The following is a 22,773-nucleotide window of genomic DNA, read 5'->3' on the forward strand; positions in this document are numbered from 1 at the left end:
CTAATTATTTCGCGATGACTTTTTTGTATTCAGGTGTCCACATTGCATCAAGTACCGCTTGTTTCACATCTTCAGGCTGACGATTTGCCACGCCGTCTTTAATTGCTGCTTCAGCAACGGCAATCGCAACTTGGATAGAAACCTCTTGAAGCTTATCAATGCTTGGAAGCAATCCTGCTCCAGGTGTTTCAAGATCAACCATTTCAGCAATCGCATCAGCAGTTGCAGCAAACATAGCAGGTGTAATGATACGCGCTTCAGCTACAATTGAACCAAGTCCAAGACCAGGGAACGCGAATGCGTTGTTAGATTGTCCGATTTCATAAGAAACACCGTTGTATTCTACATTGTCAAATGGGCTTCCTGTTGCAATAAGCACTTTTCCGTCAGTCCATTTGAACAGATCTTCAGGAACAGCTTCAGCAAGGTGAGTCGGGTTAGACATCGGCATGATAACCGGACGGTCTACGTGAGATGCCATTTCTTTTACAATTTCCTCTGTGAATGCACCTGAAACCCCTGAAGTACCAATCAAGATTGTTGGTTTCGCTTGACGAACCACTTCATCGAATGGAATTTGACCTTTTTCATCGCGCTTCCAGTCTTTCACTTCATCCGCATTGCGAAGGTAAGGTTTTTGGAAATCAAGGATGCCTTCGATGTCTTCAGTCAGCAAGCCTCTGTAATCAAGTGTGTAGAAACGTTTGTTAGCTTCTTCTTCAGATAATCCGGCTAGCACCATTGTGTCACGGATTTGGTCAGCAATACCGATACCAGCAGAACCAGCACCGAAGATAACAACACGCTGATCTTTAATAGAAGCGCCGGTTTTCTTCATAGCAGCAAGCACACCTGCAAGTGTAATCGCGCCAGTACCTTGAATATCATCATTAAATGTCAGGATTTCATGATTGTATTTTTTCATGATGTTGCGTGCATTTTTGTTGCCAAGGTCTTCCCAGTGAAGAAGCGCTTTAGGGAAGAATTTCAATGCAGCTTTTACATAAGCGTCAATGAAAGCTTCGTAGCGTTCACCTTGAACACGTTCATGCTTGTTACCAATATATAAAGGATCGTTTAGAAGTTTTTCGTTGTTCGTACCGACATCAAGCACAACCGGGATAACACGGCTAGGGTCAATACCAGCTGCAGCAGTGTAAACAGCCAATTTACCGATTGCGATATTAATACCGCCTACACCCCAGTCACCGATACCGAGAATGCTTTCGGAGTCAGTAGCAACGATAAGATCAATATCGCCTGCTGTCGCATGAAGGTTTTCAAACGCTTTTTCAATACCGTCAATGTTATCGATTGACAAGTAGATTCCTTGAGGTCTTCTATATTCATGGCTGTATTCCTGAATCGCTTCACCAACTGTTGGCGTGTACACAACAGGAAGCATTTCGCGAAGATGGTTTTTCAGCAATTTATAGAAAAGAACTTCGTTACGGTTTGCAAGATCACTTAAGTAAACATTTTGACGAAGGCGGTCAGGCTGCGCTTGGAATTGCTCGTACGCGCGTTGTGCTTGTTGATCAAGAGAAAGTACAGTTGGCGGCAGAAGTCCTTCTAAGCCGAGTTCTTGTCTTTCTTCTAGTGAAAAAGCAACGCCTTTATTTAAAGTAGGAATAGATAAAACTTCTTTTCCTCTAAGAGGTGTTTCTAAGTGGCCTTCTTTCGTTTTTTTTATGTTATTCAAGCAAATCTCCTTCTTTCTTGAAATAGTTAACCAAGTTAAGTAATAACCCATCTAAAATATGACCGATCATGATCTTTATGCGACTTTGTGACAATTATTCGAACAATGTCTCAAAACTATTTACATTACGTAAGCTATTGTATGCCTGTCAAAATCAAAATTCAAGAGAAGAAAATTACTTAATTTTTTAATATACTTATTTAAATTTTTTAATTGAATATTATCAGAATATAAAAAAAACACCGGTGTTTTTAGCCGGTGCATTCTATCTTTATACCCATGTTTTGGACTATTTTTTAGATTTACCTGGGACTTCGTGATGATGTCTGCATCTTGCTTCATATGATTCAGATGCACCAACCAAAATGACCGGATCATCGTAAGAAGCAGGTTTGCCGTCAATGAGGCGCTGTGTTCTGCTCGCCGGTGATCCGCAAACAGAACAGACGGCTTGCAGCTTTGTCACACTTTCCGCAATCGCCATGATATTCGGGACGACACCGAACGGCTCTCCCCTAAAATCCATATCAAGGCCTGCTGCTATCACACGGTAGCCTTTATCGGCAAGAGATGATAAAACCTCAACAATTTCCTGATCAAAAAACTGCACTTCATCAACCGCAACCACATCTGTACTTTCACTGATGTGATCCCAAATGTCCGCAGCAGACGAAATGGCATAGCTCGTCATCGATGTTCCATTATGGGAGACAACAGCAGCTTCGCTGTATCGGTTATCAATTACAGGCTTAAATACCCTGACTTCCTGCTTGGCGTAAGTCGCTCTCTTCACTCTTCTGATCAGCTCTTCAGATTTCCCCGAGAACATGCTGCCGCAAATCAGCTCAAGCCACCCGCTTTGTTTCATTATGTACATAGGCTTCGCTCCCCTCTCTCTGCCAGCTGTGTTTTAGACAATATAAAAAACAGGCAAGACTGCTGCTTGCCTGTTGAGAAATCTATTATTACTTAAGACCGTATTTTTTGTTAAAGCGATCAACACGACCATCAGCAGAAGCGAATTTTTGACGGCCAGTGTAGAATGGGTGGCATTCAGAGCAAATCTCAACGCGTACCTCTTCTTTTACTGAGCCTGTTTCAAATTCATTTCCGCAAGCGCATTTAACTGTTGCTTTTTTGAAATTAGGATGAATTCCTGCTTTCATTGTATCCATCTCCTTCCGCCCTGAATCCCGTGTGGAAACAGAGTTATTATTTCGGATCATTGTCCGAAACGCATATGAGAAAATTATATCAGTGATTTACTTCTTTTGCAAATACAATTTACCTTCTTGCAGATGATAGATTTGCCTGTTTCCATTCTTGATTGAGAATATCGAAAAATTCCTGGTTTGTTTTGGTTTTTTTCATTTTTCTCATGAACTTTTCTGCGAAATCAGGTGAATCAGACATCGTTTTGCGGATAGACCATAAACGATCAAGATGCTCTTTAGGCACAAGCAGCTCTTCTTTGCGCGTTCCTGAACGGCGGATATCGATGGCAGGGAAGATGCGGCGCTCGGCAAGAGAGCGGTCAAGATGGAGCTCCATGTTGCCTGTTCCCTTGAATTCTTCATAAATGACATCATCCATACGTGAACCTGTATCGACCAGAGCCGTAGCAAGGATGGTTAAGCTGCCGCCCTCTTCGATATTTCTCGCAGCCCCGAAGAAGCGTTTCGGACGGTGGAACGCCGCTGGGTCAATCCCCCCGGAAAGCGTTCTTCCGCTTGGCGGAATCACTAAGTTGTAGGCGCGGGCAAGCCGTGTGATGCTGTCCATCAGGATAATGACGTCTTTTTTGTGTTCCACGAGACGCATTGCACGTTCAAGCACAAGCTCGGCCACTTTGATATGGTTTTCCGGCACTTCATCAAACGTTGAGCTGACGACATCCCCAGCTACAGAGCGCTCGATATCGGTTACTTCCTCAGGTCTTTCGTCAATTAAAAGCACGATCAGCTCTGCTTCAGGCTGGTTCGCTGTAATGCTGTTGGCAATTTCCTTCAGCAGCATCGTTTTTCCGGCTTTCGGCGGCGCAACAATCAATCCGCGCTGCCCAAATCCAACCGGCGCCATCATGTCCATAATTCTTGTAGACAAGAAGTTCGGCTTTGTTTCAAGCACCATTTGACGATCCGGGTAAAGTGGCGTAAGAGCCGGGAAATGCACACGCTCTTTTGCAGATTCGGGATCATCCCCATTTACTGCTTCAACGTGCAAAAGTCCATAGTAACGCTCATTTTCTTTTGGCGGGCGAACCTTGCCAGATACTTTGTCTCCGTTCCGCAAATCGAAACGGCGGATTTGTGAAGCTGAGATGTAAATGTCTTCTGAGCTTGGAGAGTAGTTGATCGGTCTCAGGAATCCGAAACCTTCAGACTGGATGATCTCGAGAACGCCTTCCATAAACAGCAGATCTTCCTGTTCTGCATTCGCTTTCAGAATGGCGAAAATGAGTTCTTTTTTTGTCAGTTTGCTGTAATAGGAGATTTTATAATGTCTTGCAAGTTCATAAAGCTCTTTCAATTTCATATTTTCCAAAGAGGAAATAGATACGTCTTTCATAAAAACACCACGCTTTTCATAGTCAATATCTTACTCTGAACATGTCATCTGCTGCTTTTGCACAACATCCGCCAAAGCACATTCTTTTTTTAACATAAAGGAACTTCTATCGGTAACACTTCCACCCATGATCGGCGCTTTTGTTAAAAGGATTGTCTTAATGAGTTTTGAAGGAAGCGAGGACAAAAACATGAGAAGATCAATACTTATATCGTCTGTATGCGGTAGAAATTGAAACTTTCCTAGTGCTTAAAAGAAGGTATTACGCAGAAAAATTCGCAGCACTCTTTATTTTTACCTTATTTCAAAAAATTATTCAACTGAAATAAGGTTTTGACACGGAATTGATAGAGTTGACGCTTTTCTGCAAAAGTTAAAGCGGGCTCACACCCGCTTTTTCTGTTTGTTATGGACGGATTACAAGATTTGGTTTCTTTTTCAAGCTGTGTCTGCCGTCAACGAAACGAACAGTGCCCGATTTTGCACGGATAACTAAGCTTTCAGTTGTACCGACAGAGCCTTTGAATTGAACTCCTTTTAACAGCTCGCCGTCAGTAACCCCTGTAGCTGCAAAAATCGCGTCATCACCCTTCACAAGGTCTTCCATGCGAAGGACTTTGCTTAAATCAAGGCCCATTTTGTGACAGCGAGTGATTTCTTCTTCGCTTTGCGGAAGAAGTTTACCAATGATTTCTCCGCCGAGTGCTTTTAGCGCAACAGCGGAAAGCACACCCTCAGGAGCGCCGCCTGATCCGAACAGGATATCAACGCCCGTGTGGTCGAAAGCCGTGTTGATGGCGCCTGCGACATCGCCGTCATTGATCAATTTGATTCTGGCGCCGGCCTCACGAAGCTCGGAAATGATTTTTGCGTGTCTTTCACGGTTTAAAATTGTGGCAACGACGTCCTCAACGTCCTTGTTTTTCGCTTTTGCCACCGCTTTAAGGTTGTCAATGACAGGTGCTTCGATGTCAATGCAGCCCACCGCTTCTGGACCGACTGCGATTTTTTGCATATACATGTCAGGAGCATTCAGCAGAGTGCCGTGGTCTGCGACCGCGATCACCGTCAGCGCGTTCCAGCCGCCGCTTGCTAAGATGTTTGTGCCTTCAAGAGGGTCAACTGCGACATCAACGCGAGGGCCGTACCCGTTTCCGAGTTTTTCCCCGATATACAGCATCGGCGCTTCGTCCATTTCCCCTTCACCGATTACAACGGTCCCTTTCATCGGCACTGTATCAAAAACGTCTCTCATTGCACTTGTTGCCGCTTCATCAGCCTCATCTTTTTTCCCCCGGCCCATCCATCTTGCTGATGCCAATGCCGCAGCTTCGGTCACACGTACCAATTCCATTGATAAACTTCTTTCCATTTCAACACGATCTCCTCTCACAAGAAACCATTATGAATTTTGAAGCTGTTCTATTTCTTCGTCAGTCATTCTTTCCCGCCAAATTGTCGCTCCAAGCCCCTCAAGCTTCTTCTCAAGGCTGCTGTATCCGCGGTCAATATGCTCCAGTCCCGTAATTTCCGTGACGCCATCAGCCATCAGTCCGGCTACCACCAAGCAGGCTCCGGCACGCAGATCACTCGCCTTCACTTTTGCGCCTTGAAGCTCGACAGGACCTGTGATGATGGCAGATCTGCCTTCTACTTTCATATTGGCACCCATTCGTCTCAGCTCATCAATGTGTTTGAATCTTGCCGAGTAGATGGTGTCTGTGACGACACTCGTCCCTTTCGCCCTTGTCAGGAGCGCCGTCATCGGCTGCTGTAAATCAGTCGGAAACCCCGGGTATACGAGGGTTTTGACGTCAACCGGCTTTAAGTTCTTCTGCCCGCCGACAATGAGGAGCTGATCGTCGCTTGTTTCGATATGATAGCCCATTTCTCTCAGCTTTGCCGTTAACGACTCAAGATGAGTGGGGATGACGTTATCGATAATGACTTCCTTGCCCATTGCAGCCCCTGCAATCATAAATGTCCCGGCTTCAATTCTGTCCGGAATGATCGTATGCTTGCAGCCGTGCAGTTCCTTCACGCCGTCGATTCGAATCACATTGGTGCCCGCACCTTTGATTTTGGCGCCCATGCTGGTAAGCAATGTCGCGACGTCAATGATCTCAGGCTCCTTGGCAGCGTTTTCGATGATCGTTTTCCCTTCTGCCAAAACAGCGGCGAGCATAATGTTAATCGTTGCCCCAACGCTTACGACATCTAAATAAATCCGTGCGCCTCTCAGCCTTTCAGCTCGCAAATAAATGGCGCCTTGTTCATTGGTTACTTCAGCTCCGAGTGCTTCAAAGCCTTTGATATGCTGATCAATCGGACGGGGCCCTAAGTGACAGCCGCCAGGCAATCCAATGACCGCCTGCTTGAAGCGGCCGAGCATCGCCCCCATTAAATAATATGACGCGCGAAGCTTTTTTACTTTCCCGTTAGGAAGCGGCATGCTGATCATCGACGTAGGGTCAACAACCATTTCCCCATTCTCAAAATGCACGTTGCCGCCAATTTCCTTTAACAGGTCACGCAGCGTTTCAATATCTGAAATCTCTGGAAGCCCTTCAATTGTCACCTCGGAATTTGCCAAAATGGTTGCAGGTATTAACGCAACAGCGCTGTTTTTAGCGCCGCTGATATGTACTGTACCGTTTAACGAGTCACCGCCGGCAATATTCAACTTTTCCATGATAGTCTCCTTCCATAAGAAGATAGCTGCGGAGCTAAATAAAATGTCATTTTATTCTGTCTCTGCAAATAAAGCTCATGTCCAAAATCTAGCCAATTCGAAGAGAAAGAATACAACACATTGTAAAATATCAGGAAGAAAATAGCGAAGCTTTGGGGGGTACAGGTTTCAAAAGATGCACAGAGACCCGCCGGCTCGAGAGACATCGTCGTCATCCGGCAAAAGCAGTACGCATACCCTTCATTCCGATATCAGCTTCTGCAGCCCAATGATTCCTTCTCTGTAAAGCGGCGTCAGCATCTGAAGATCCGCTGTATCAGGTCGGTGAAATACAAAGGCCGCGGCAAACAGGCATAAAGCTGTTTGCCGCCCCTTTCATTATTTGTTCCAGTCTGCCAGGAATTGTTCGATTCCTTTGTCTGTTAACGGGTGTTTAGTGAGCGCATGAATGACTTTCAGCGGCATTGTGCCGATATGAGCCCCTCTAAGAGCAGCTTCTGTCACGTGCTGCGGATGGCGGATTGACGCTGCAATGATTTGCGTGTCAAGGCCGTGAATGTCAAAAATCTGTTTAACTTCTGAAATCAGGTCAAGCCCGTTGTGGCCGATGTCATCTAAACGTCCCAGGAATGGAGATACATATGTTGCCCCCGCTCTGGCAGCAAGAAGCGCCTGGTTGGCATTGAAGATCAATGTAACGTTTGTTTTGATGCCTAAGTCAGTAAGTGCTCTTACCGCTTTTAAACCGTCAGACGTCATTGGGATTTTCACCGTAATGTTCGGAGCGATCTTCGCCAGTTCTTTTCCTTCCTCGATCATTTCCTCAGCTTTCAAAGAAATAACCTCTGCGCTTACAGACCCTTTCACGACGTCTGTGATCTCGCGAAGACGGTCGTGGAATGATACGTTAGCTTCCTTTGCTACTAAACTAGGATTCGTCGTTACACCGGCGAGAATTCCTAATTCATTCGCTTCTCTAATTTCATCGATATTGGCTGTATCAACAAAGAATAACATTTTCAAAAAGCCTCCCTGATTAAGAAATTTTCTGAACTGCGAATATGATTGCGCTTTCTAAAGATAGACGGAAAACCGCCTGTCAAGCTGTCAGGCGGCTATAAAAAGTTCCAATTGAATTAAGCTTGGTTTGAAGAACCAAATTCACGCATTTTACCGATAACTGTTTCTTTGATCGCTTCACGAGCTGGTCCAAGGTATTTACGTGGATCGTACTCGTCAGGCTTAGCTGCCAATGTTTCGCGAACAGCTTTTGCAGAAGAAATTTGGTTTTCAGTATTCACGTTGATTTTAGCTGTACCAAGTGAAATTGATTTTTTGATGTCAGCAGTCGGAATTCCAGTACCGCCGTGAAGAACTAGCGGAAGACCAGTTGATTTTCCGATCTCTTCCATTTCTTTGAATCCAAGGTTTGGCTCACCTTTGTAAGGGCCGTGAACAGAACCTAATGCAGGTGCAAGGCAGTCGATGCCAGTGCGCTCAACAAGCTCTTGGCACTCTTTAGGATCAGCGTAGATTACGCCTTCAGCGATAACGTCATCTTCTTGTCCGCCTACTGTTCCAAGCTCAGCTTCTACAGATACTCCGTGGAAATGAGCAAGCTCAACAACTTTAGCAGTCGTTGCTACGTTTTCTTCAAATGGATGGTGAGAAGCGTCGATCATTACAGATGTGAAACCTGCATGAATCGCTTTCGCACAAGATTCAAAGCTTGAACCGTGGTCTAAGTGAATCGCAACAGGAACTGTCACTTTGTACTCTTCCATAAGTGCTTTTACCATAGCAACGACTGTTTTGAAGCCGCCCATGTAGCGTCCCGCACCTTCGGAAACACCAAGGATCACTGGAGATTTTTCTTCTTCAGCTGCTTGTAAAATCGCTTGAGTAAACTCAAGGTTGTTTAAGTTAAATTGTCCTACAGCGTACCCTTTTTCTTTAGCTGTATTCAACATTTCCGTCATAGAAACTAAAGGCATGTCGAATGTCCTCCTTATGTAGCCTGATTGTCTTCTAGCGAAAAAAGCTTTCCACCCTAGCATGACCCATATATTGCTGTCATATGTAAATACTCAGATCGCTTTTTCTCCATAACTAGGATACCAACTTTTCGACAAATCGGCAACATAATGACATGATTCATTTGTTTCTTCTTTTTGTCAGTTAGACTTCAGGGGCAGATATTTTTTGACGGCGTCTCTGATTTCGTCGATGTCAAACGGCTTGGCAAAGTGCGTCAGAGCGCCCAATTCCTTCGATTCTTGGATCATGTCGAGCTCTCCGTATGCCGTCATGATAATGACCCGGATGTTTTCGTCAATGACCTTCATCCGTTTTAAGATTTCGATTCCGTCCATGCCGGGAATTTTCATGTCCAAAAGCACAAGGTCGGGCCGTTCTTTTGTCACAATGTCAAGCGCCTGCAGGCCGTTCGCAGCCTGAAACGTCTGGTAGCCTTCTTTATTGAACACTTCATTTAGCAAAATACGAATGCCGTATTGATCATCAACGATTAAAATTTTTTCATTCATCATTTTACACCCCAATATTATGATTTTCGTCAAAAGTAAGCAGTATTGTATGTATTCTGTTTGATTTTCCTATTTCCTTTAATTATAATAGTCTACTTTACGACATTTTCTGAGCATTTTCTCTTTTGTTGTATACTGATATTGTACGTTATAAAGGAGGATTCACTTATGTTGAAAATATTCACGACGCAGTTAACAGGTATTTTTTCCCGCATTCAGGATAAGGAATCTGACGCGATTGAAGATGGGGCGCGGCTGCTTGCTCAAGCGGTGATCAGCGGGCATTCCATTTATTTATACGGAGCGAATGAGCTTCAGGGCGTCTTTTTTGAGGCCACCGAAAGCAAAGAACCCTTCCCATCTGTCAAAGCCTTTCCAGAAAGCGCTGAGGAAGTGACAGAAAGCGACAGGGTGCTGATGTTTTGCTCAGGGACGGGCACAGCCGAAGAACAGGCCCTCGCAAAAGAGCTTTATGAAAAAGGTGCGGGAGTCGTATGCGTATCGCCCGCAGCCAAAGACAGTGCGGGAATAGAACAGTATTGTGATGTGCATATTGATTCTAAATTAAAAATGCCGCTTGTTCCTGATGAAGAAGGCACCCGTTACGGGTTTCCCTCTTTAATGACTGCACTGTATGTCTATCACGCTTTATCGTTTACACTAAAAGAAATTCTGCAAGAGTATGCATAATATCTTATTGTACATGCTGGAACTTGCCGGAAACAAATAAAAAAGACTTGCCCGCTTTTGACAAACGGCAAGTCTTTTTTATTACTTCTGATTTGCAGCTTCGACAGACGCTCCGATAAAGCCTTTGAATAGAGGCTGAGGTCTTGTCGGTCTTGACTTGAACTCTGGGTGGAACTGAGAAGCCACGAACCAAGGGTGGTCTTTCAGCTCGATGATTTCAACAAGGCGTCCATCAGGGCTTGTGCCTGAGAATACGAAGCCTTGCTCTTCCATTTGCTGTCTGAATTCATTGTTAAACTCATAGCGGTGGCGGTGGCGCTCGTACACCACTTCATCCTGATACACTTCAAAGGCTTTCGTGCCTTCTTCAAGCTTACAAGGGTAAAGGCCGAGACGAAGCGTTCCCCCAAGATCCTCAACATCCTTTTGTTCAGGAAGAAGATCAATGATCGGGTATTGAGTTGACGGATCAATTTCCGCTGAGTGAGCGCCTTTTAAGCCCAATACGTTTCGTGCGTATTCAATAGACGCCACCTGCATGCCCAAGCAAATGCCCAAGAACGGAATGTTGTTTTCGCGCGCGTATTTTGTCGCGACGATTTTGCCTTCAACACCGCGGTCTCCGAATCCGCCCGGCACAATGATGCCGTCTGTTCCGCTTGTGAGTTCTGCGATATTGTTTTCTGTCACTTCTTCCGCGTTGATCCACTTCACTTTTACATCTGTGTCAAACGCATAGCCCGCATGGCGGAGAGACTCGACAACAGAAATGTATGCGTCAGGAAGCTCAACGTATTTGCCGACAAGGCCGATTGTAATCGTTTGAGACAGATTGCTGACTTTGTTAACAAGCTCTTTCCACTCGGACATTTCCGCTTCTTTGCATGCCAATTTCATGTGCTCGCAAACAAGCTTATCAAGCCCTTGTTTTTGAAGCTCCAGCGGAATGGAGTAAAGGTTGTCCGCATCTTCACATTCGATAACCGCTTTTGTATCGATGTCGCAGAAAAGCGCGATTTTATCTTTCATATCTTGAGAAATCGGCATTTCTGTACGAACGACGATGATGTTTGGCTGAATGCCCAAGCTGCGCAATTCTTTTACGCTGTGCTGTGTCGGTTTTGTTTTTAATTCGCCAGCAGCTTTAATGTAAGGTACGAGCGTACAGTGGATGTACATTACGTTTTCACGGCCGATATCGCTCTTCATTTGGCGGATCGCTTCAAGGAATGGCAGTGATTCGATGTCTCCGACAGTACCGCCGATTTCTGTAATGACAACATCTGCGTTTGTCTCTTTCCCTGCGCGGTAAACACGGTCTTTCAATTCGTTTGTGATGTGCGGAATGACCTGTACGGTTCCGCCAAGGTAATCTCCGCGGCGTTCTTTTTTAAGAACTGTTGAATAGATTTTACCTGTTGTCACGTTGCTGAATTTATTCAGGTTAATGTCGATAAAACGCTCATAGTGACCAAGGTCCAAGTCTGTTTCAGCGCCGTCATCCGTTACGAATACTTCACCGTGCTGGTACGGGCTCATTGTTCCCGGGTCAACGTTGATGTATGGATCGAATTTTTGAATCGTCACGTTCAGTCCGCGGTTTTTCAGCAAACGCCCTAATGAAGCTGCTACAATACCCTTTCCAAGTGAGGATACAACTCCCCCGGTTACAAAAATATATTTCGTCATTTCGTTTGCTCCTCTCTTCGCTCTTAGCTACATTTTTAAAATGTACTATTTTATAAAAAATCATTTAGCCTTTTAAATGATTTATAAGAAAAATGAGGGGTGAAAATAAGAAAGCTCCCTTTCAATTTCTTGAAAGGGAGCATAACGTACTATGTTCTCTCTTCGTTTTTGAAGAGCCCAAAATACATACTACATAGTTCGACTATGAAAGTCAAGATCGTTTTGAAGATGAAATCTGATACTATTTAATTTCCTCTTCTTCATCATCATAGTCTTCATCATCTTCATCAACAATATCTTCTTCGATCTCAAGATCGTCGTCGTCTTCGTCAAGATCTTCATCGTCAAAATCGTCGGCTTCAAGATCGAGTTCTTCCTCAACTTCATCCAAATCAAGGTCGTCTTCGTCGATCTCTTCAAACTCGTCAAGATCAAGATCTTCTTCGACTGCTTTCTTCGCTTTTTTCTTTTTCGCCTTGACTGTCGGCTGAGTTTCTTCATCAAGCTGATCATACGGATACCAGCTGCGAAGCCCCCACGTCTGGTCAGATAGCGCCAGGAAGCGGCCGTCAATGTTTAAATCTGTATAAAATTGAGCGATGCGGTCTCCAAGCTCTTCTTTTTTCACGCCGAGCAAAGATGCGATTTCATTTAAAAGCTCCTGAAAAGGAACTGGTTTTTTATGTTCTTCAAATAATTCGTGAGCGATTTCAACTAAAGCCATTTCCTTTAGCTCTTCCTGTGAATATTGTTTGATACCCAAGGTCGGACACTCCCTTTCTATTACTTATATGTATCTGTTTTATCAATAATGAAAGCGATTTTGTATCGTTCTTATACAAACCATACCTCTCATTATAAACAAAATAAAACAGAATATGCTACCCTTAACAGCGTTAATTTAAATAATTTTACAAGAGTGATCCGACTGAGAGATGTTTTCCGTTAATCCGCGAGCATTCTGGAGATGACCAGTCTTTGAATTTCTTGAGTGCCTTCATAGATTTGCGTGATTTTTGCATCACGCATATAGCGTTCTACCGGATAATCTTTTGTATAGCCGTAGCCGCCGAAAATCTGCACGGCTTCGGTCGTTACCTTCATCGCCGTATCCCCAGCCATCAGTTTGGACATGGCGGAAGCTTTTCCATATGGAAGGCCCGATGATTCTAACCATGCAGCCTGATAGGTCAATAGCCTTGAAGCTTCTATCATTGTCGCCATATCCGCGAGTTTAAAAGCGATGCCCTGCTGCTCGCCGATCGATTTTCCGAATTGCTTTCGCTCTTTTGCATATTGAAGCGCCGCATCAAGCGCTCCTTGGGCGATGCCTACGGCTTGTGCAGCTATGCCGTTTCTGCCTCCGTCAAGCGTCTTCATCGCGATTTTGAAGCCTTCTCCTTCTTCTCCGAGACGCTTTGATACGGGCACTACACAATCTTCGAACATGATTTCCGTTGTCGGTGAAGAACGGATGCCCAGCTTCTTTTCTTTCTTGCCTGTAAAAAATCCTTCAAAATCCTTTTCTACTATAAAAGCGGTAATGCCTTTTTTCTTTTTCTCGGGATCGGTGACAGCAAAAACAATGTAAATATCAGCAACGCCGCCGTTTGTGATAAACACTTTGGAACCATTCAACACATAGTCATCGCCGATTCGTTCAGCTGTTGTTTTCATGCTGCCGGCGTCAGAGCCAGACCGTGCTTCGGTCAAAGCGAATGCGCCGATTTTCTCTCCGAGGGCCAGCTGTGTTAAGTACTCTGTCTTCTGTTCCTCCGTCCCAAAGGCAAACAGCGGCCAGCTGCAAAGAGAGATATGGGCGGAAAGCGTCACTCCGGTGGAGGCGCACACTTTTGACAGCTCCTCCACCGCGATGACATAGGCTAAATAGTCACTTCCGATTCCGCCGTAATCTTCAGGCCACGGAATTCCCGTCAGCCCCAGATTTGCCATTTCCCGAAACAGCTCGCGATTGAAGCGTTCTTGTTCGTCCCGTTCTGCCGCTGTCGGGGCCACCTCATGCTTCGCAAAATCGCGCACCAATTTTCGTATCATCTCATGTTCTTCTGATAATGAAAAATTCATTGCTTCTCCCCCATTTTCAGATCAGCGCCTAAAACGGATTGAGCCAGAAGCTCGACGACGTCGTACGTTTTGACTTGGTCTTCGGCTTCCTTCGCCTTTGTGCCGTCCCCAAGCATTGTGAGACAGTACGGACAGCCGGAACTGATCACCGATGGGTTGACTGCGAGCGCTTGCTCTGTCCTGGCGACGTTAATCCTGTTTCCTGTTTCTTCCTCCATCCACATTAATCCCCCGCCAGCTCCGCAACACATGCCGGTTTCCCGGTTTCTCTCCATTTCAATAAGCCGCACGCCCGGAATGGCTTTCAAAATCTCTCTCGGCGGATCATAGACTTCATTGTACCGGCCCAAATAGCACGAATCATGGAAGGTAATCGTCTCATGAAGCGGGTGCTGCGGCTTTAATTTCCCGTTTTTCACAAGCTCGGCCAGCACTTCTGTATGATGATAAACCTCGCCTTCAAATCCGAAATCCGGATATTCGTTTTTAAATAAATTGTATGCATGGGGATCGATCGTAACGATTTTTTTGACATCATTTTTTTCAAATTCAGAAATATTCTTCTCAGCCAGCTCTTGGAACAAAAATTCATTTCCGAGGCGGCGCGGCGTGTCTCCTGAATTTTTTTCTTTATTGCCGAGGATCGCGAAGGACACGCCCGCGTGATTGAGCAGCTTGGCAAAGGAAATTGCGATTTTCTGGCTTCTGTTGTCGTAAGACCCCATGGAGCCTACCCAGAAAAGGTACTCAAATTCTTTTCCTTCTTTTTTCATTTCTTTTACAGTCGGAATCTCAGCATCCGGCGCCTCGTCACGCCAATTTTCACGTTCCTTGCGGTTGAGTCCCCACGGATTCCCCTGCCGCTCAATACTTGTCATTGCGCGCTGGGCGTCACTGTCCATTTTTCCTTCTGTCAGTACGAGGTAGCGGCGGAGATCGATGATTTTATCCACGTGCTCATTCATGACCGGGCATTGATCCTCACAGTTTCGGCAAGTGGTGCATGCCCAAATTTCTTCCTCTGTGATGACGTCGCCGATCAAGCTTGGATTGTAATCAAGCGCCGCTGCGGCTTCCTGCGATCCGTTGCCCGCTGACGCCGCAGCCAGCTGATTGCCTCTCGTATGCCGAAACGCTGCTGCGGGCACCCATGGGGAGCGCGAGGTGACGGCAGCGCCTTTTTCCGTGAGATGGTCTCTGAGACGCAAAATCAAGTCCATCGGAGAAAGCATTTTTCCGGTGCCTGTTGCAGGACACATATTTGTACAGCGGCCGCACTCGACACACGCGTACAGATCAAGCAGCTGAGACTGTCTGAAATCCTCAATTTTTCCCGCTCCGTAGCTTTCTTTCGTTTCGTCGGTAAAATCAATTTTTTCAAGTTTTCCGGCAGATTCCATTCGATTGAAAAAGACGTTTGCCGGGCCGGCGATTAAATGGGCATGCTTTGACTGAGGCACGTACACTAAAAAGCTAAGCAAGAATAGGAGATGGATCCACCATGCGATATAGAAAATCACCGCCGCGCCTGTTTTCCCGACACCGCTAAGCATAAACGCAATACCTGAGGCAATTGGCTCGCTCCAAGAAAGCCCATGCTCATGCCAAATCAGATTCATCCCGTTCCCAAGCAGAACGGTCAGCATTAACCCTCCGATAAAAATAAGAACGAGTCCGGCTTTGAAACCGCGTTTCAGCCTCACGAGCTTTTCGATATAACGTCTGTAGAATGCCCACCCAACAGCAATTAAAATGAGAAACGTAACAATTTCCTGAAAAAAGGTGAAGGCGGGATAGACCGGGCCAAGCGGCAGATTCCGGCCGGGAGCCAGTCCTTTGATGATAAAGTCAATTGCTCCGAACTGAACCAATATAAATCCGTAGAAAAACATGACGTGAATGATTCCGCTTTTCTTGTCCTTGAGCAGTTTTTTCTGTCCGAATACATTCACCCATATGGCGTGAAGCCGTTCCTTAAACCGCTGATCAAATTGTTCTTTCTGGCCGAGCTTGATGTAGGCCAGTCTCGTTTTGACCAAGTACACAAACAAATAGACAGCGTAAGCGGTTACAATCAGAAATAATAATGCATTTGCGATGAGAAAGCCGCTCATTCCAATTCCCCCTTTTTACTGATAAAGACCGCGATCCCCTACCCCCGAATCTGTATAAGATTATCTTTATGATAAATAATGAATGAGTGTTCAGTCAATAATTAAATTCCTGCTGTTCGGGCACACTACCTTTACTACGGAAAGGAGTGCCGGTATGAAGGTATTTATCGTGATTATGATCATTGTCGTTATTTTCTTTGCCTTGATTCTGCTTGATATCTTCATGGGCCGTACCGGATACAGAAAAAAGGCGTACGAGCCTGTTTTTTCAAAAAAGAAGAGTGACATCGAATTGATCCACTGCGGCGCTGATCTCGTTGAGCGGATGATGAATGATATTCGCCAGGCCGCCTCTTCTGTTCACATGATGTTTTTTATTATGAAAAATGATGAGGTCAGCCACAATATGTATACCTTGCTGAAAACAAAAGCCCAAGCTGGCGTCTCCGTTTATTTGCTTCTGGATTGGGCGGGCTGCCGGGCAATTAAAAAAACGGCGCTGCAGACGATGAAAAATGCCGGCGTCCATGTCCATGTGATGAATCGTCCCCGTTTTCCTTTTTTCTTTTTTCACATGCAAAAACGGAATCACCGGAAGATTACGGTGATAGACGGAAAAATCGGTTATATCGGCGGGTTTAATATCGCCGAAGAATATCTTGGAAAGAAGGCGAAGTTCGGCAATTGGGAGGATTATCATCTGCGCATGATCGGAGAAGGCGTACATGATCTTCAAACGCTTTTTGCTTCTGATCTAAAACGAAATACCGGAATCGAACTGGGTTCGGATGTTTGGCCAAAGCTTCAGCAAGGGACTATTTCTCACAAGATATATGCGACCGACGGTTATTCCCTTGAAAACATATACTTGGCCAACATTGCCCAAGCGAAGAATCGCCTTACGGTTTGCACGCCTTATTACATTCCATCAAAACCGCTTCAAGAGGCCCTTATTAACGCAAGAAAAAACGGCGTATCCGTGAGAATCATTGTACCGATGAAATCAGACCATCCGCTGGTACGAGAAGCAGCTTTTACGTATTATTCGGAGCTCTTGGATGCCGGCTGCCTTATTTATCGTTATTATCAAGGGTTTTATCATGTAAAAGCCCTCATCATAGACGACCATCTCAGCATTATCGGAACAGCCAACTTCGATAAACGAAGCCTGTTCTTAAATGAAGAGGTGAATGTTGAAATTGATGACGAAGCGTTTACAAGTGAAGTCTATGCCACGATTGAGGAGGATATGAAAAAGTCGGAGCTGCTGACGATGGAGGATTTCAGCAAGCGCACATTCAGGCAGCGCCCGGCGGAATGGCTCGGCAGGGCATTATCTTATTTCTTATAAAGGAGAGTTCCTATGATTTTCAGATTCGGGTTCGTTTCAAATGCGATGAGCCTTTGGGATGCGTCTCCCGCTAAAACATTGACATTCGCGCGTTATTCAAAGCTTTCAAAGACTGAAAGAAAAGAAGCGCTTCTGACTGTGACAAAAGCCAATTTGCGCAATACGATGAGAACCCTTCACTATATCATCGGCCACGGCATTCCTTTGTACCGTTTTTCCAGTTCGATTGTGCCGCTGGCTACGCATCCCGACGTGATGTGGGATTTTGTAACACCGTTTCAAAAAGAGTTTCGGGAGATTGGAGAGCTTGTTAAAACCCATCAACTGCGAACAAGCTTTCATCCAAATCAATTCACTCTGTTTACGAGCCCGAAGGAATCCGTCACAAAAAATGCGGTAACAGATATGGCGTATCACTACCGCATGCTTGAGGCCATGGGCATTGCTGATCGCTCCGTTATCAACATTCATATTGGCGGCGCTTACGGAAATAAAGACACCGCCACTGCACAATTTCATCAAAATATAAAACAGCTGCCGCAGGAGATCAAAGAGCGGATGACACTTGAAAATGATGATAAAACATATACAACGGAAGAAACGCTTCAGGTCTGTGAGCAGGAGGATGTTCCGTTTGTCTTTGACATTCATCATTTTTACGCCAATCCAGACGATCACGCCGACCTGAATGTAGCACTGCCCCGCATGATCAAAACGTGGGAGCGGATCGGCCTTCAGCCAAAGGTTCACTTGTCTTCCCCAAAATCGGAGCAAGCGATACGCAGCCACGCCGATTATGTTGACGCCAACTTTTTGCTGCCACTGTTGGAACGCTTTAGGCAATGGGGAACGAATATTGATTTCATGATTGAAGCAAAGCAGAAAGACAAGGCGCTTCTCCGCTTGATGGATGAATTAAGCTCCATCCGCGGTGTCAAACGCATCGGGGGCGGTGCGCTGCAATGGAAGTCATAAATGTGCAAAAATAGGTTTACGACTTGTCAGCTTTGGGAACTTAGGCTATATAAGACAACAATCGATGGAGGAGAAAGATCATGAAAAATATCAAGTCTCTGAAAGTAGCCGCACAGGCCTTTACTTTAAGAAATTTGATTCATCTTTATAAAATGTGCCATTCCGGAAGCCACGAGGTTTATATTTATTCAAAGAAAACGATGTGCAAAATCAAAAGCTTAATTGAGCTTGAAACGTTCCGCATGGCTCATAATGAAAAGGAATATCTGATCGTAGTTGAAGGAACAAAAGCATCACAGCTCATTGAAAAATTCCAAAATCTCATCGAGCCTGCTGAGAGAGAAGCGCTCTAACTTACATACAAAAAAGGATAGACATCTGTCTATCCTTTTTCTTATGCTCTTACATAATGGAGCTGAACCGCTTGTCCAAATTGTTTTGTCCCTTTTAACCGCAGTTTTGTTTCATTTGTTAGTTCGTGAAACAGCGGGATGCCGCTTCCTAAAACGACGGGAATAACAGTGATGATGAATTCGTCGATGGCATCTTCTTTCATAAAGTCATTCACAAGCTCTGCCCCGCCAGCTATCCAGATGTTTGAGCCTTTTTCCTGTTTCAAACGGGCAGTGAAGGCTCTGGCTCCCTCATTGATAAACGTCACATGTTCATCTTGATAACTGTCGGGCGATCCTGTAAAAACATAGCAGGTTTTATCCTGATACGGGAAAACCGGTGTTAGCACTTTAACGTGCTCATATGTGCTCCGCCCTAAAATGACTGTATCAACAGTCTGATAAAAATCACTGTAGCCGTTGTCACCTTCACCTTCAAATTCATCCAGCCAATCGATGCTTCCATCTTCTTTTGCGATCATCCCGTCCAATGAAACAGCAATGTACAGCACAGTTTTTCTTTCCATGTTCTCCTCCTATCGATGCACCATTTGCCCGAATTGCGCTTGATGCAGCCTGCTGTATAGGCCTCCGGCTTCGATCAGGTCTTGATGACGGCCTTGTTCTTCAATACCGTTGTTTGTGACGACTACAATTCTGTCCGCGTCTTTGATTGTTGCCAGCCTGTGGGCGATGACAAGCGTCGTGCGCCCCTCAGACAACTCTTGAAGCGCCTTTTGGATCGCCGCTTCCGTCTCTGTATCAAGGGCTGAGGTGGCTTCGTCGAGAATCAAGATCGACGGATTTTTCAAGAACATCCTTGCAATTGACAGACGCTGTTTTTGCCCGCCGGAAAGCTTCACGCCGCGTTCGCCAATCATAGTATCCAACCCATCGGGCATGTTATGGACGAGCTCTTCCAGATGCGCCTGCTTCACAGCTTGCCAAATGTCTTCTTCTGATGCGCCTAGTCGGCCGTAGGCGATATTTTCTCTAAGCGTGCCCGAGAATAAGAAAACGTCCTGCTGCACGACGCCAATCTGCCCGCGCAACGAAGAAAGCGTCATGTCTTTTATACTGATGCCGTCAATCGTAATGTCGCCCTCCGATGCTTCATAAAAACGCGGAAGCAGACTGCAAAGCGTTGATTTCCCAGCACCTGACGGACCGACGAACGCCACCGTTTCCCCCGCTTGAATGGATAGGTTGATGTCATTGAGGACATTGTGATGGTCATCATAGCCAAACGAAACATGTTTATAGCGGATATTGCCCTTCAGGCCGGAAACATCTCTCGCATCAGGTGAATCCTGAATGTCCGGCTCTGTCTCCATGAGCTCCATATAGCTTTTGAAACCCGCGATCCCCCTCGGATACATTTCGATAATGGCATTAATTTTGTCAATAGGCCTGAACAGCACATTTGTCAGGAGCACAAACGCCACAAATTCCCCGTACGATAAGGAGCCGCGAATGACAAACCACGTCCCGCACAAAAGGACAAACAGCGTGACAAACCGGGTCAGCATATAGCTGATTGACCCGTTTTTCGCCATGATTTTGTAGGAAGAAAGCTTTGTGACACGAAAACGCTGGTTGTTGACGGCGAAGCGTTCTTTTTCAAACGCTTCATTTCCGAACGCCTGCACAAGCCGGATGCCGCCGATGTTATTTTCTACACGCGCGCTGAAGTCTCCGATATCCTTGTTCAGCGTGGTAAATGCTTTGGTCATTTTTTTGTTGAAATAAAGCGCTAGCCAAATGACGATCGGCATAATGATAAACGTTAATAAAGCAAGCTGCCAGTTAATAAACAGCATCACTCCGAACGCCCCGAGAATGGTCATGACCGCAATGAATAAGTCTTCCGGACCGTGATGGGCGACTTCACCGATATACATTAAATCGTTCGTAAGCTTCGACATCAGCGTTCCCGTCTTGTTGTTGTCGTAAAATTTGAACGAGAGCTTTTGCAAATGGTCAAAAAGCGACTTTCTCATATCAGTCTCAATATTGATACCAAGCATGTGTCCCCAGTAGGTCACGATATACTGAAGAGCCGAGCTGAGCGCGTACACCGCAAATAACCCGATTGAGGTCGCGATGATCAGTCCCCAGTCCCTGCCCGGCAGCAAGGTATCAATAAAATAATTGACGATCAAAGGAAAACTCAGCTCCATTAAACCTCCCGCGATCGCTGAGAAAAAGTCGAGAAAGAACAACGTTTTATATGGTTTATAATATGAAAAAAATTGCCGCAGCACCCTATCTTCCCCCAATGTATAAATAACTGATAATATTTCTCAATTATACTATACACGGGCTGTTTTGAAAGATCAGATTTCTTTTTTCTTACAGAACACCTGAAAACAGGCGGGCAAACGACTCTTTTGTCCGGTCAGCCACGCCTCTCTTATAAAAGCCGACAGGGCTGAGCTTTTCACTTTCCTGCATATCCTCTTCAAAATGGGCCTCAAGAGTTCGGATCGCTTCGGCATCCGTGAAGAACACATTCACTTCAAAGTTGAGCTGAAAGCTGCGCATGTCCATATTCGCGGTACCGACGGAGGCGAGATCGCCATCAATGATCATGACTTTTTGATGCATGAAGCCTTTTTGGTAGGAGTACACTTCAATGCCCTCAAGGAGCAGCTCCGGGAAATAGGACCTCGACGCGTATTGGGTCAAAAAGCTGTCGTTCTTCTCCGGCACCATAACCCTTACCTCTACCCCCTTTGTCGCCGCTGCTTTTAGCGCCGTGCGAATGGATTCATTGGGGACAAAATAGGGCGTGGCGATCCATATTGATTTCTGCGCTGAAGAAATCATTTCATAATAAAGGTCGCTCATGCTTTCCTTCATGTCAGGGCCTGTCGCGACAATTTGATAAATGCCTCCTCCTTCCACGGGAACCGGGGTATTGTACTCCTCTTGATCAATTAGCACTTCATTGGAGACATATTCCCAATCCAGCATAAAGATAGCGTGGAGCGTTTGCACAATTTCCCCCTCAAGCCGCAGGTGTGTATCTCTCCAAAATCCGATGTACGGATCTCTGCTGATATATTCCTTCCCAACATTTAATCCGCCCACAAAACCGGTTTTCCCATCGATGATCACGATTTTCCGGTGATTTCTGAAATTCAGCTTCTGGTTGAAAAACCCGTATTTCAGCGGAGAAAACGGGACGATGTCCACCCCCGCTTGTTTCATTCTCATAATATCTCTTCTTGCCAGCTTCATGCTTCCTGCCGCGTCGTATAAAAACCTCACCTCGACACCCTGGCGCGCTTTCTCCATCATAATATCCATCATGCCGCGTCCGAGCATGTCAGATTTAAACATATAGTATTCAATATGTATGTAAGATTCCGCTTTTCTCATTGCTTTGAAAATGTCCGGGAAGGTTTCTTCGCCGTTTTTCAGCACTTTGATGTTGCTTTTCGTATTGATATTCATATGGGCAGCCCTGATGGAATATGTAAAGAACCTCTCTTGATTGTCCTTCAGCCCTGTCACTTCGGGCGTTTCCTCCTTGTCAAACAGCTTCCTGAGCTTTTCCCTGTTGTACATTCGTTTTGTCTTAAACAGCTTTCCCTTTACATAAAGCTGTCCCGAAAACAGATAAAACACGTAGCCGGCGATTGGAAAAAAGACAAGAATATGGATCCATAGCAGCGTGTGTTGCGAGGTGCGGTTTTCAAGAATTAATGAATAGATGCTGAACAAAATAATGCTTATATAGCAAAGCAATCCTCCGTAAAACTCAAGTCTGGAAACCGGAAAAAACCAAATGACATATGCCCCGATGAGCATCATATATAAAAAGAAAAATTCCAGTCTCCTTTTCAGCATCCTGATTCTCTCCAATCTGATTCAATTACCTCTGTATTACCTCTTTTTTCTAATCGATAAACCTTGTAAGTAAAAAACCTCTCCGCCAAAGGAGGAGAGGTTTAGAGAAAACTA

21 protein-coding genes are annotated in these 22,773 nt (G+C 45.3%); 4 read left to right on the forward strand and 17 right to left on the reverse strand.

Features of this window, described 5'->3' with window-relative positions; genetic code table 11:
* Positions 1 to 4: 4 nt before the first annotated feature.
* From malS to spo0F, 10 genes are all read right to left on the reverse strand, one after another.
* Positions 5 to 1,702, reverse strand: coding sequence for an oxaloacetate-decarboxylating malate dehydrogenase (gene malS, locus NST79_RS19345; RefSeq protein WP_212060289.1), 1,698 nt, complete (start codon positions 1,700 to 1,702; stop codon positions 5 to 7).
* A gap of 289 nt (positions 1,703 to 1,991) precedes the next feature.
* Complete coding sequence (locus tag NST79_RS19350) at positions 1,992 to 2,579, reverse strand: thymidine kinase (RefSeq protein WP_024572668.1); 588 nt, start codon at positions 2,577 to 2,579, stop codon at positions 1,992 to 1,994.
* Positions 2,580 to 2,667: 88 nt separating this feature from the next.
* Positions 2,668 to 2,868: a 50S ribosomal protein L31 gene (rpmE, locus tag NST79_RS19355; protein WP_003151132.1), complete on the reverse strand. Its 201-nt coding sequence runs from the start codon at positions 2,866 to 2,868 to the stop codon at positions 2,668 to 2,670.
* Between the two features lie 118 nt (positions 2,869 to 2,986).
* A complete protein-coding gene (rho, locus tag NST79_RS19360) occupies positions 2,987 to 4,270 on the reverse strand; it encodes a transcription termination factor Rho (protein WP_003221939.1) in 1,284 nt (427 codons plus the stop codon).
* Between the two features lie 30 nt (positions 4,271 to 4,300).
* A complete protein-coding gene (locus tag NST79_RS19365) occupies positions 4,301 to 4,462 on the reverse strand; it encodes a hypothetical protein (protein WP_003227632.1) in 162 nt (53 codons plus the stop codon).
* A 214-nt stretch (positions 4,463 to 4,676) separates the two neighbouring features.
* Positions 4,677 to 5,642, reverse strand: a complete 966-nt coding sequence (glpX, locus tag NST79_RS19370) for a class II fructose-bisphosphatase (protein WP_003242962.1) — start codon at positions 5,640 to 5,642, stop codon at positions 4,677 to 4,679.
* Positions 5,643 to 5,672: 30 nt separating this feature from the next.
* Positions 5,673 to 6,962 carry a UDP-N-acetylglucosamine 1-carboxyvinyltransferase gene (locus NST79_RS19375; protein ID WP_003227628.1) on the reverse strand — a complete coding sequence of 430 codons (1,290 nt, stop codon included), beginning with the start codon at positions 6,960 to 6,962 and terminating at the stop codon, positions 5,673 to 5,675.
* A gap of 378 nt (positions 6,963 to 7,340) precedes the next feature.
* The gene (gene fsa / locus NST79_RS19380) at positions 7,341 to 7,979 is read right to left on the reverse strand and encodes a fructose-6-phosphate aldolase (RefSeq protein WP_003227626.1); all 639 of its coding nucleotides are present in this window, start codon (positions 7,977 to 7,979) and stop codon (positions 7,341 to 7,343) included.
* A 119-nt stretch (positions 7,980 to 8,098) separates the two neighbouring features.
* Complete coding sequence (locus NST79_RS19385; RefSeq protein ID WP_003243339.1) at positions 8,099 to 8,956, reverse strand: class II fructose-bisphosphate aldolase; 858 nt, start codon at positions 8,954 to 8,956, stop codon at positions 8,099 to 8,101.
* Between the two features lie 180 nt (positions 8,957 to 9,136).
* The gene (gene spo0F, locus NST79_RS19390) at positions 9,137 to 9,511 is read right to left on the reverse strand and encodes a sporulation initiation phosphotransferase Spo0F (protein ID WP_003227621.1); all 375 of its coding nucleotides are present in this window, start codon (positions 9,509 to 9,511) and stop codon (positions 9,137 to 9,139) included.
* A gap of 165 nt (positions 9,512 to 9,676) precedes the next feature.
* Here spo0F and NST79_RS19395 point away from each other — a divergent pair, with 165 nt between their 5' ends.
* The gene (locus tag NST79_RS19395; protein WP_181217509.1) at positions 9,677 to 10,198 is read left to right on the forward strand and encodes a DUF2529 domain-containing protein; all 522 of its coding nucleotides are present in this window, start codon (positions 9,677 to 9,679) and stop codon (positions 10,196 to 10,198) included.
* An 81-nt stretch (positions 10,199 to 10,279) separates the two neighbouring features.
* On the opposite strand, the gene pyrG is transcribed toward NST79_RS19395, so the two are convergent.
* From pyrG to NST79_RS19415, 4 genes are all read right to left on the reverse strand, one after another.
* Entirely contained in the window at positions 10,280 to 11,887 is a 1,608-nt protein-coding gene (gene pyrG, locus NST79_RS19400; RefSeq protein WP_003227612.1) for a CTP synthase (glutamine hydrolyzing), read from the reverse strand.
* Positions 11,888 to 12,128: 241 nt separating this feature from the next.
* Positions 12,129 to 12,650 carry a DNA-directed RNA polymerase subunit delta gene (gene rpoE / locus NST79_RS19405; protein WP_014665742.1) on the reverse strand — a complete coding sequence of 174 codons (522 nt, stop codon included), beginning with the start codon at positions 12,648 to 12,650 and terminating at the stop codon, positions 12,129 to 12,131.
* Positions 12,651 to 12,832: 182 nt separating this feature from the next.
* Entirely contained in the window at positions 12,833 to 13,972 is a 1,140-nt protein-coding gene (gene acdA / locus NST79_RS19410) for an acyl-CoA dehydrogenase (protein WP_212060287.1), read from the reverse strand.
* The gene (locus tag NST79_RS19415) at positions 13,969 to 16,086 is read right to left on the reverse strand and encodes a heterodisulfide reductase-related iron-sulfur binding cluster (protein ID WP_212060285.1); all 2,118 of its coding nucleotides are present in this window, start codon (positions 16,084 to 16,086) and stop codon (positions 13,969 to 13,971) included. The genes acdA and NST79_RS19415 overlap by 4 nt, the downstream gene beginning before the upstream one ends.
* A gap of 154 nt (positions 16,087 to 16,240) precedes the next feature.
* On the opposite strand from NST79_RS19415, the gene cls (NST79_RS19420) reads away from it, so the two are divergent.
* From cls (NST79_RS19420) to NST79_RS19430, 3 genes are all read left to right on the forward strand, one after another.
* On the forward strand, positions 16,241 to 17,437 hold the full coding sequence (gene cls, locus NST79_RS19420; protein ID WP_212060283.1) for a cardiolipin synthase: 1,197 nt from the start codon (positions 16,241 to 16,243) through the stop codon (positions 17,435 to 17,437).
* A 12-nt stretch (positions 17,438 to 17,449) separates the two neighbouring features.
* Positions 17,450 to 18,412 carry a UV DNA damage repair endonuclease UvsE gene (gene uvsE, locus NST79_RS19425; RefSeq protein ID WP_212060281.1) on the forward strand — a complete coding sequence of 321 codons (963 nt, stop codon included), beginning with the start codon at positions 17,450 to 17,452 and terminating at the stop codon, positions 18,410 to 18,412.
* Between the two features lie 80 nt (positions 18,413 to 18,492).
* Positions 18,493 to 18,765, forward strand: a complete 273-nt coding sequence (locus tag NST79_RS19430) for a hypothetical protein (RefSeq protein ID WP_003227597.1) — start codon at positions 18,493 to 18,495, stop codon at positions 18,763 to 18,765.
* A 41-nt stretch (positions 18,766 to 18,806) separates the two neighbouring features.
* Here NST79_RS19430 and NST79_RS19435 read toward each other — a convergent pair whose 3' ends face one another.
* The 3 genes from NST79_RS19435 to cls (NST79_RS19445) form a co-directional block, all read right to left on the reverse strand.
* Positions 18,807 to 19,331: a dihydrofolate reductase family protein gene (locus tag NST79_RS19435; protein WP_003227595.1), complete on the reverse strand. Its 525-nt coding sequence runs from the start codon at positions 19,329 to 19,331 to the stop codon at positions 18,807 to 18,809.
* Between the two features lie 9 nt (positions 19,332 to 19,340).
* A complete protein-coding gene (locus tag NST79_RS19440) occupies positions 19,341 to 21,068 on the reverse strand; it encodes an ABC transporter ATP-binding protein (RefSeq protein WP_003227593.1) in 1,728 nt (575 codons plus the stop codon).
* Positions 21,069 to 21,156: 88 nt separating this feature from the next.
* Positions 21,157 to 22,659: a cardiolipin synthase gene (gene cls, locus NST79_RS19445; RefSeq protein WP_131228197.1), complete on the reverse strand. Its 1,503-nt coding sequence runs from the start codon at positions 22,657 to 22,659 to the stop codon at positions 21,157 to 21,159.
* Positions 22,660 to 22,773: the final 114 nt, after the last annotated feature.

This window comes from Bacillus sp. PS196 (assembly GCF_037963555.1).
GTDB classification, from domain to species: Bacteria; Bacillota; Bacilli; order Bacillales; family Bacillaceae; genus Bacillus; species Bacillus subtilis.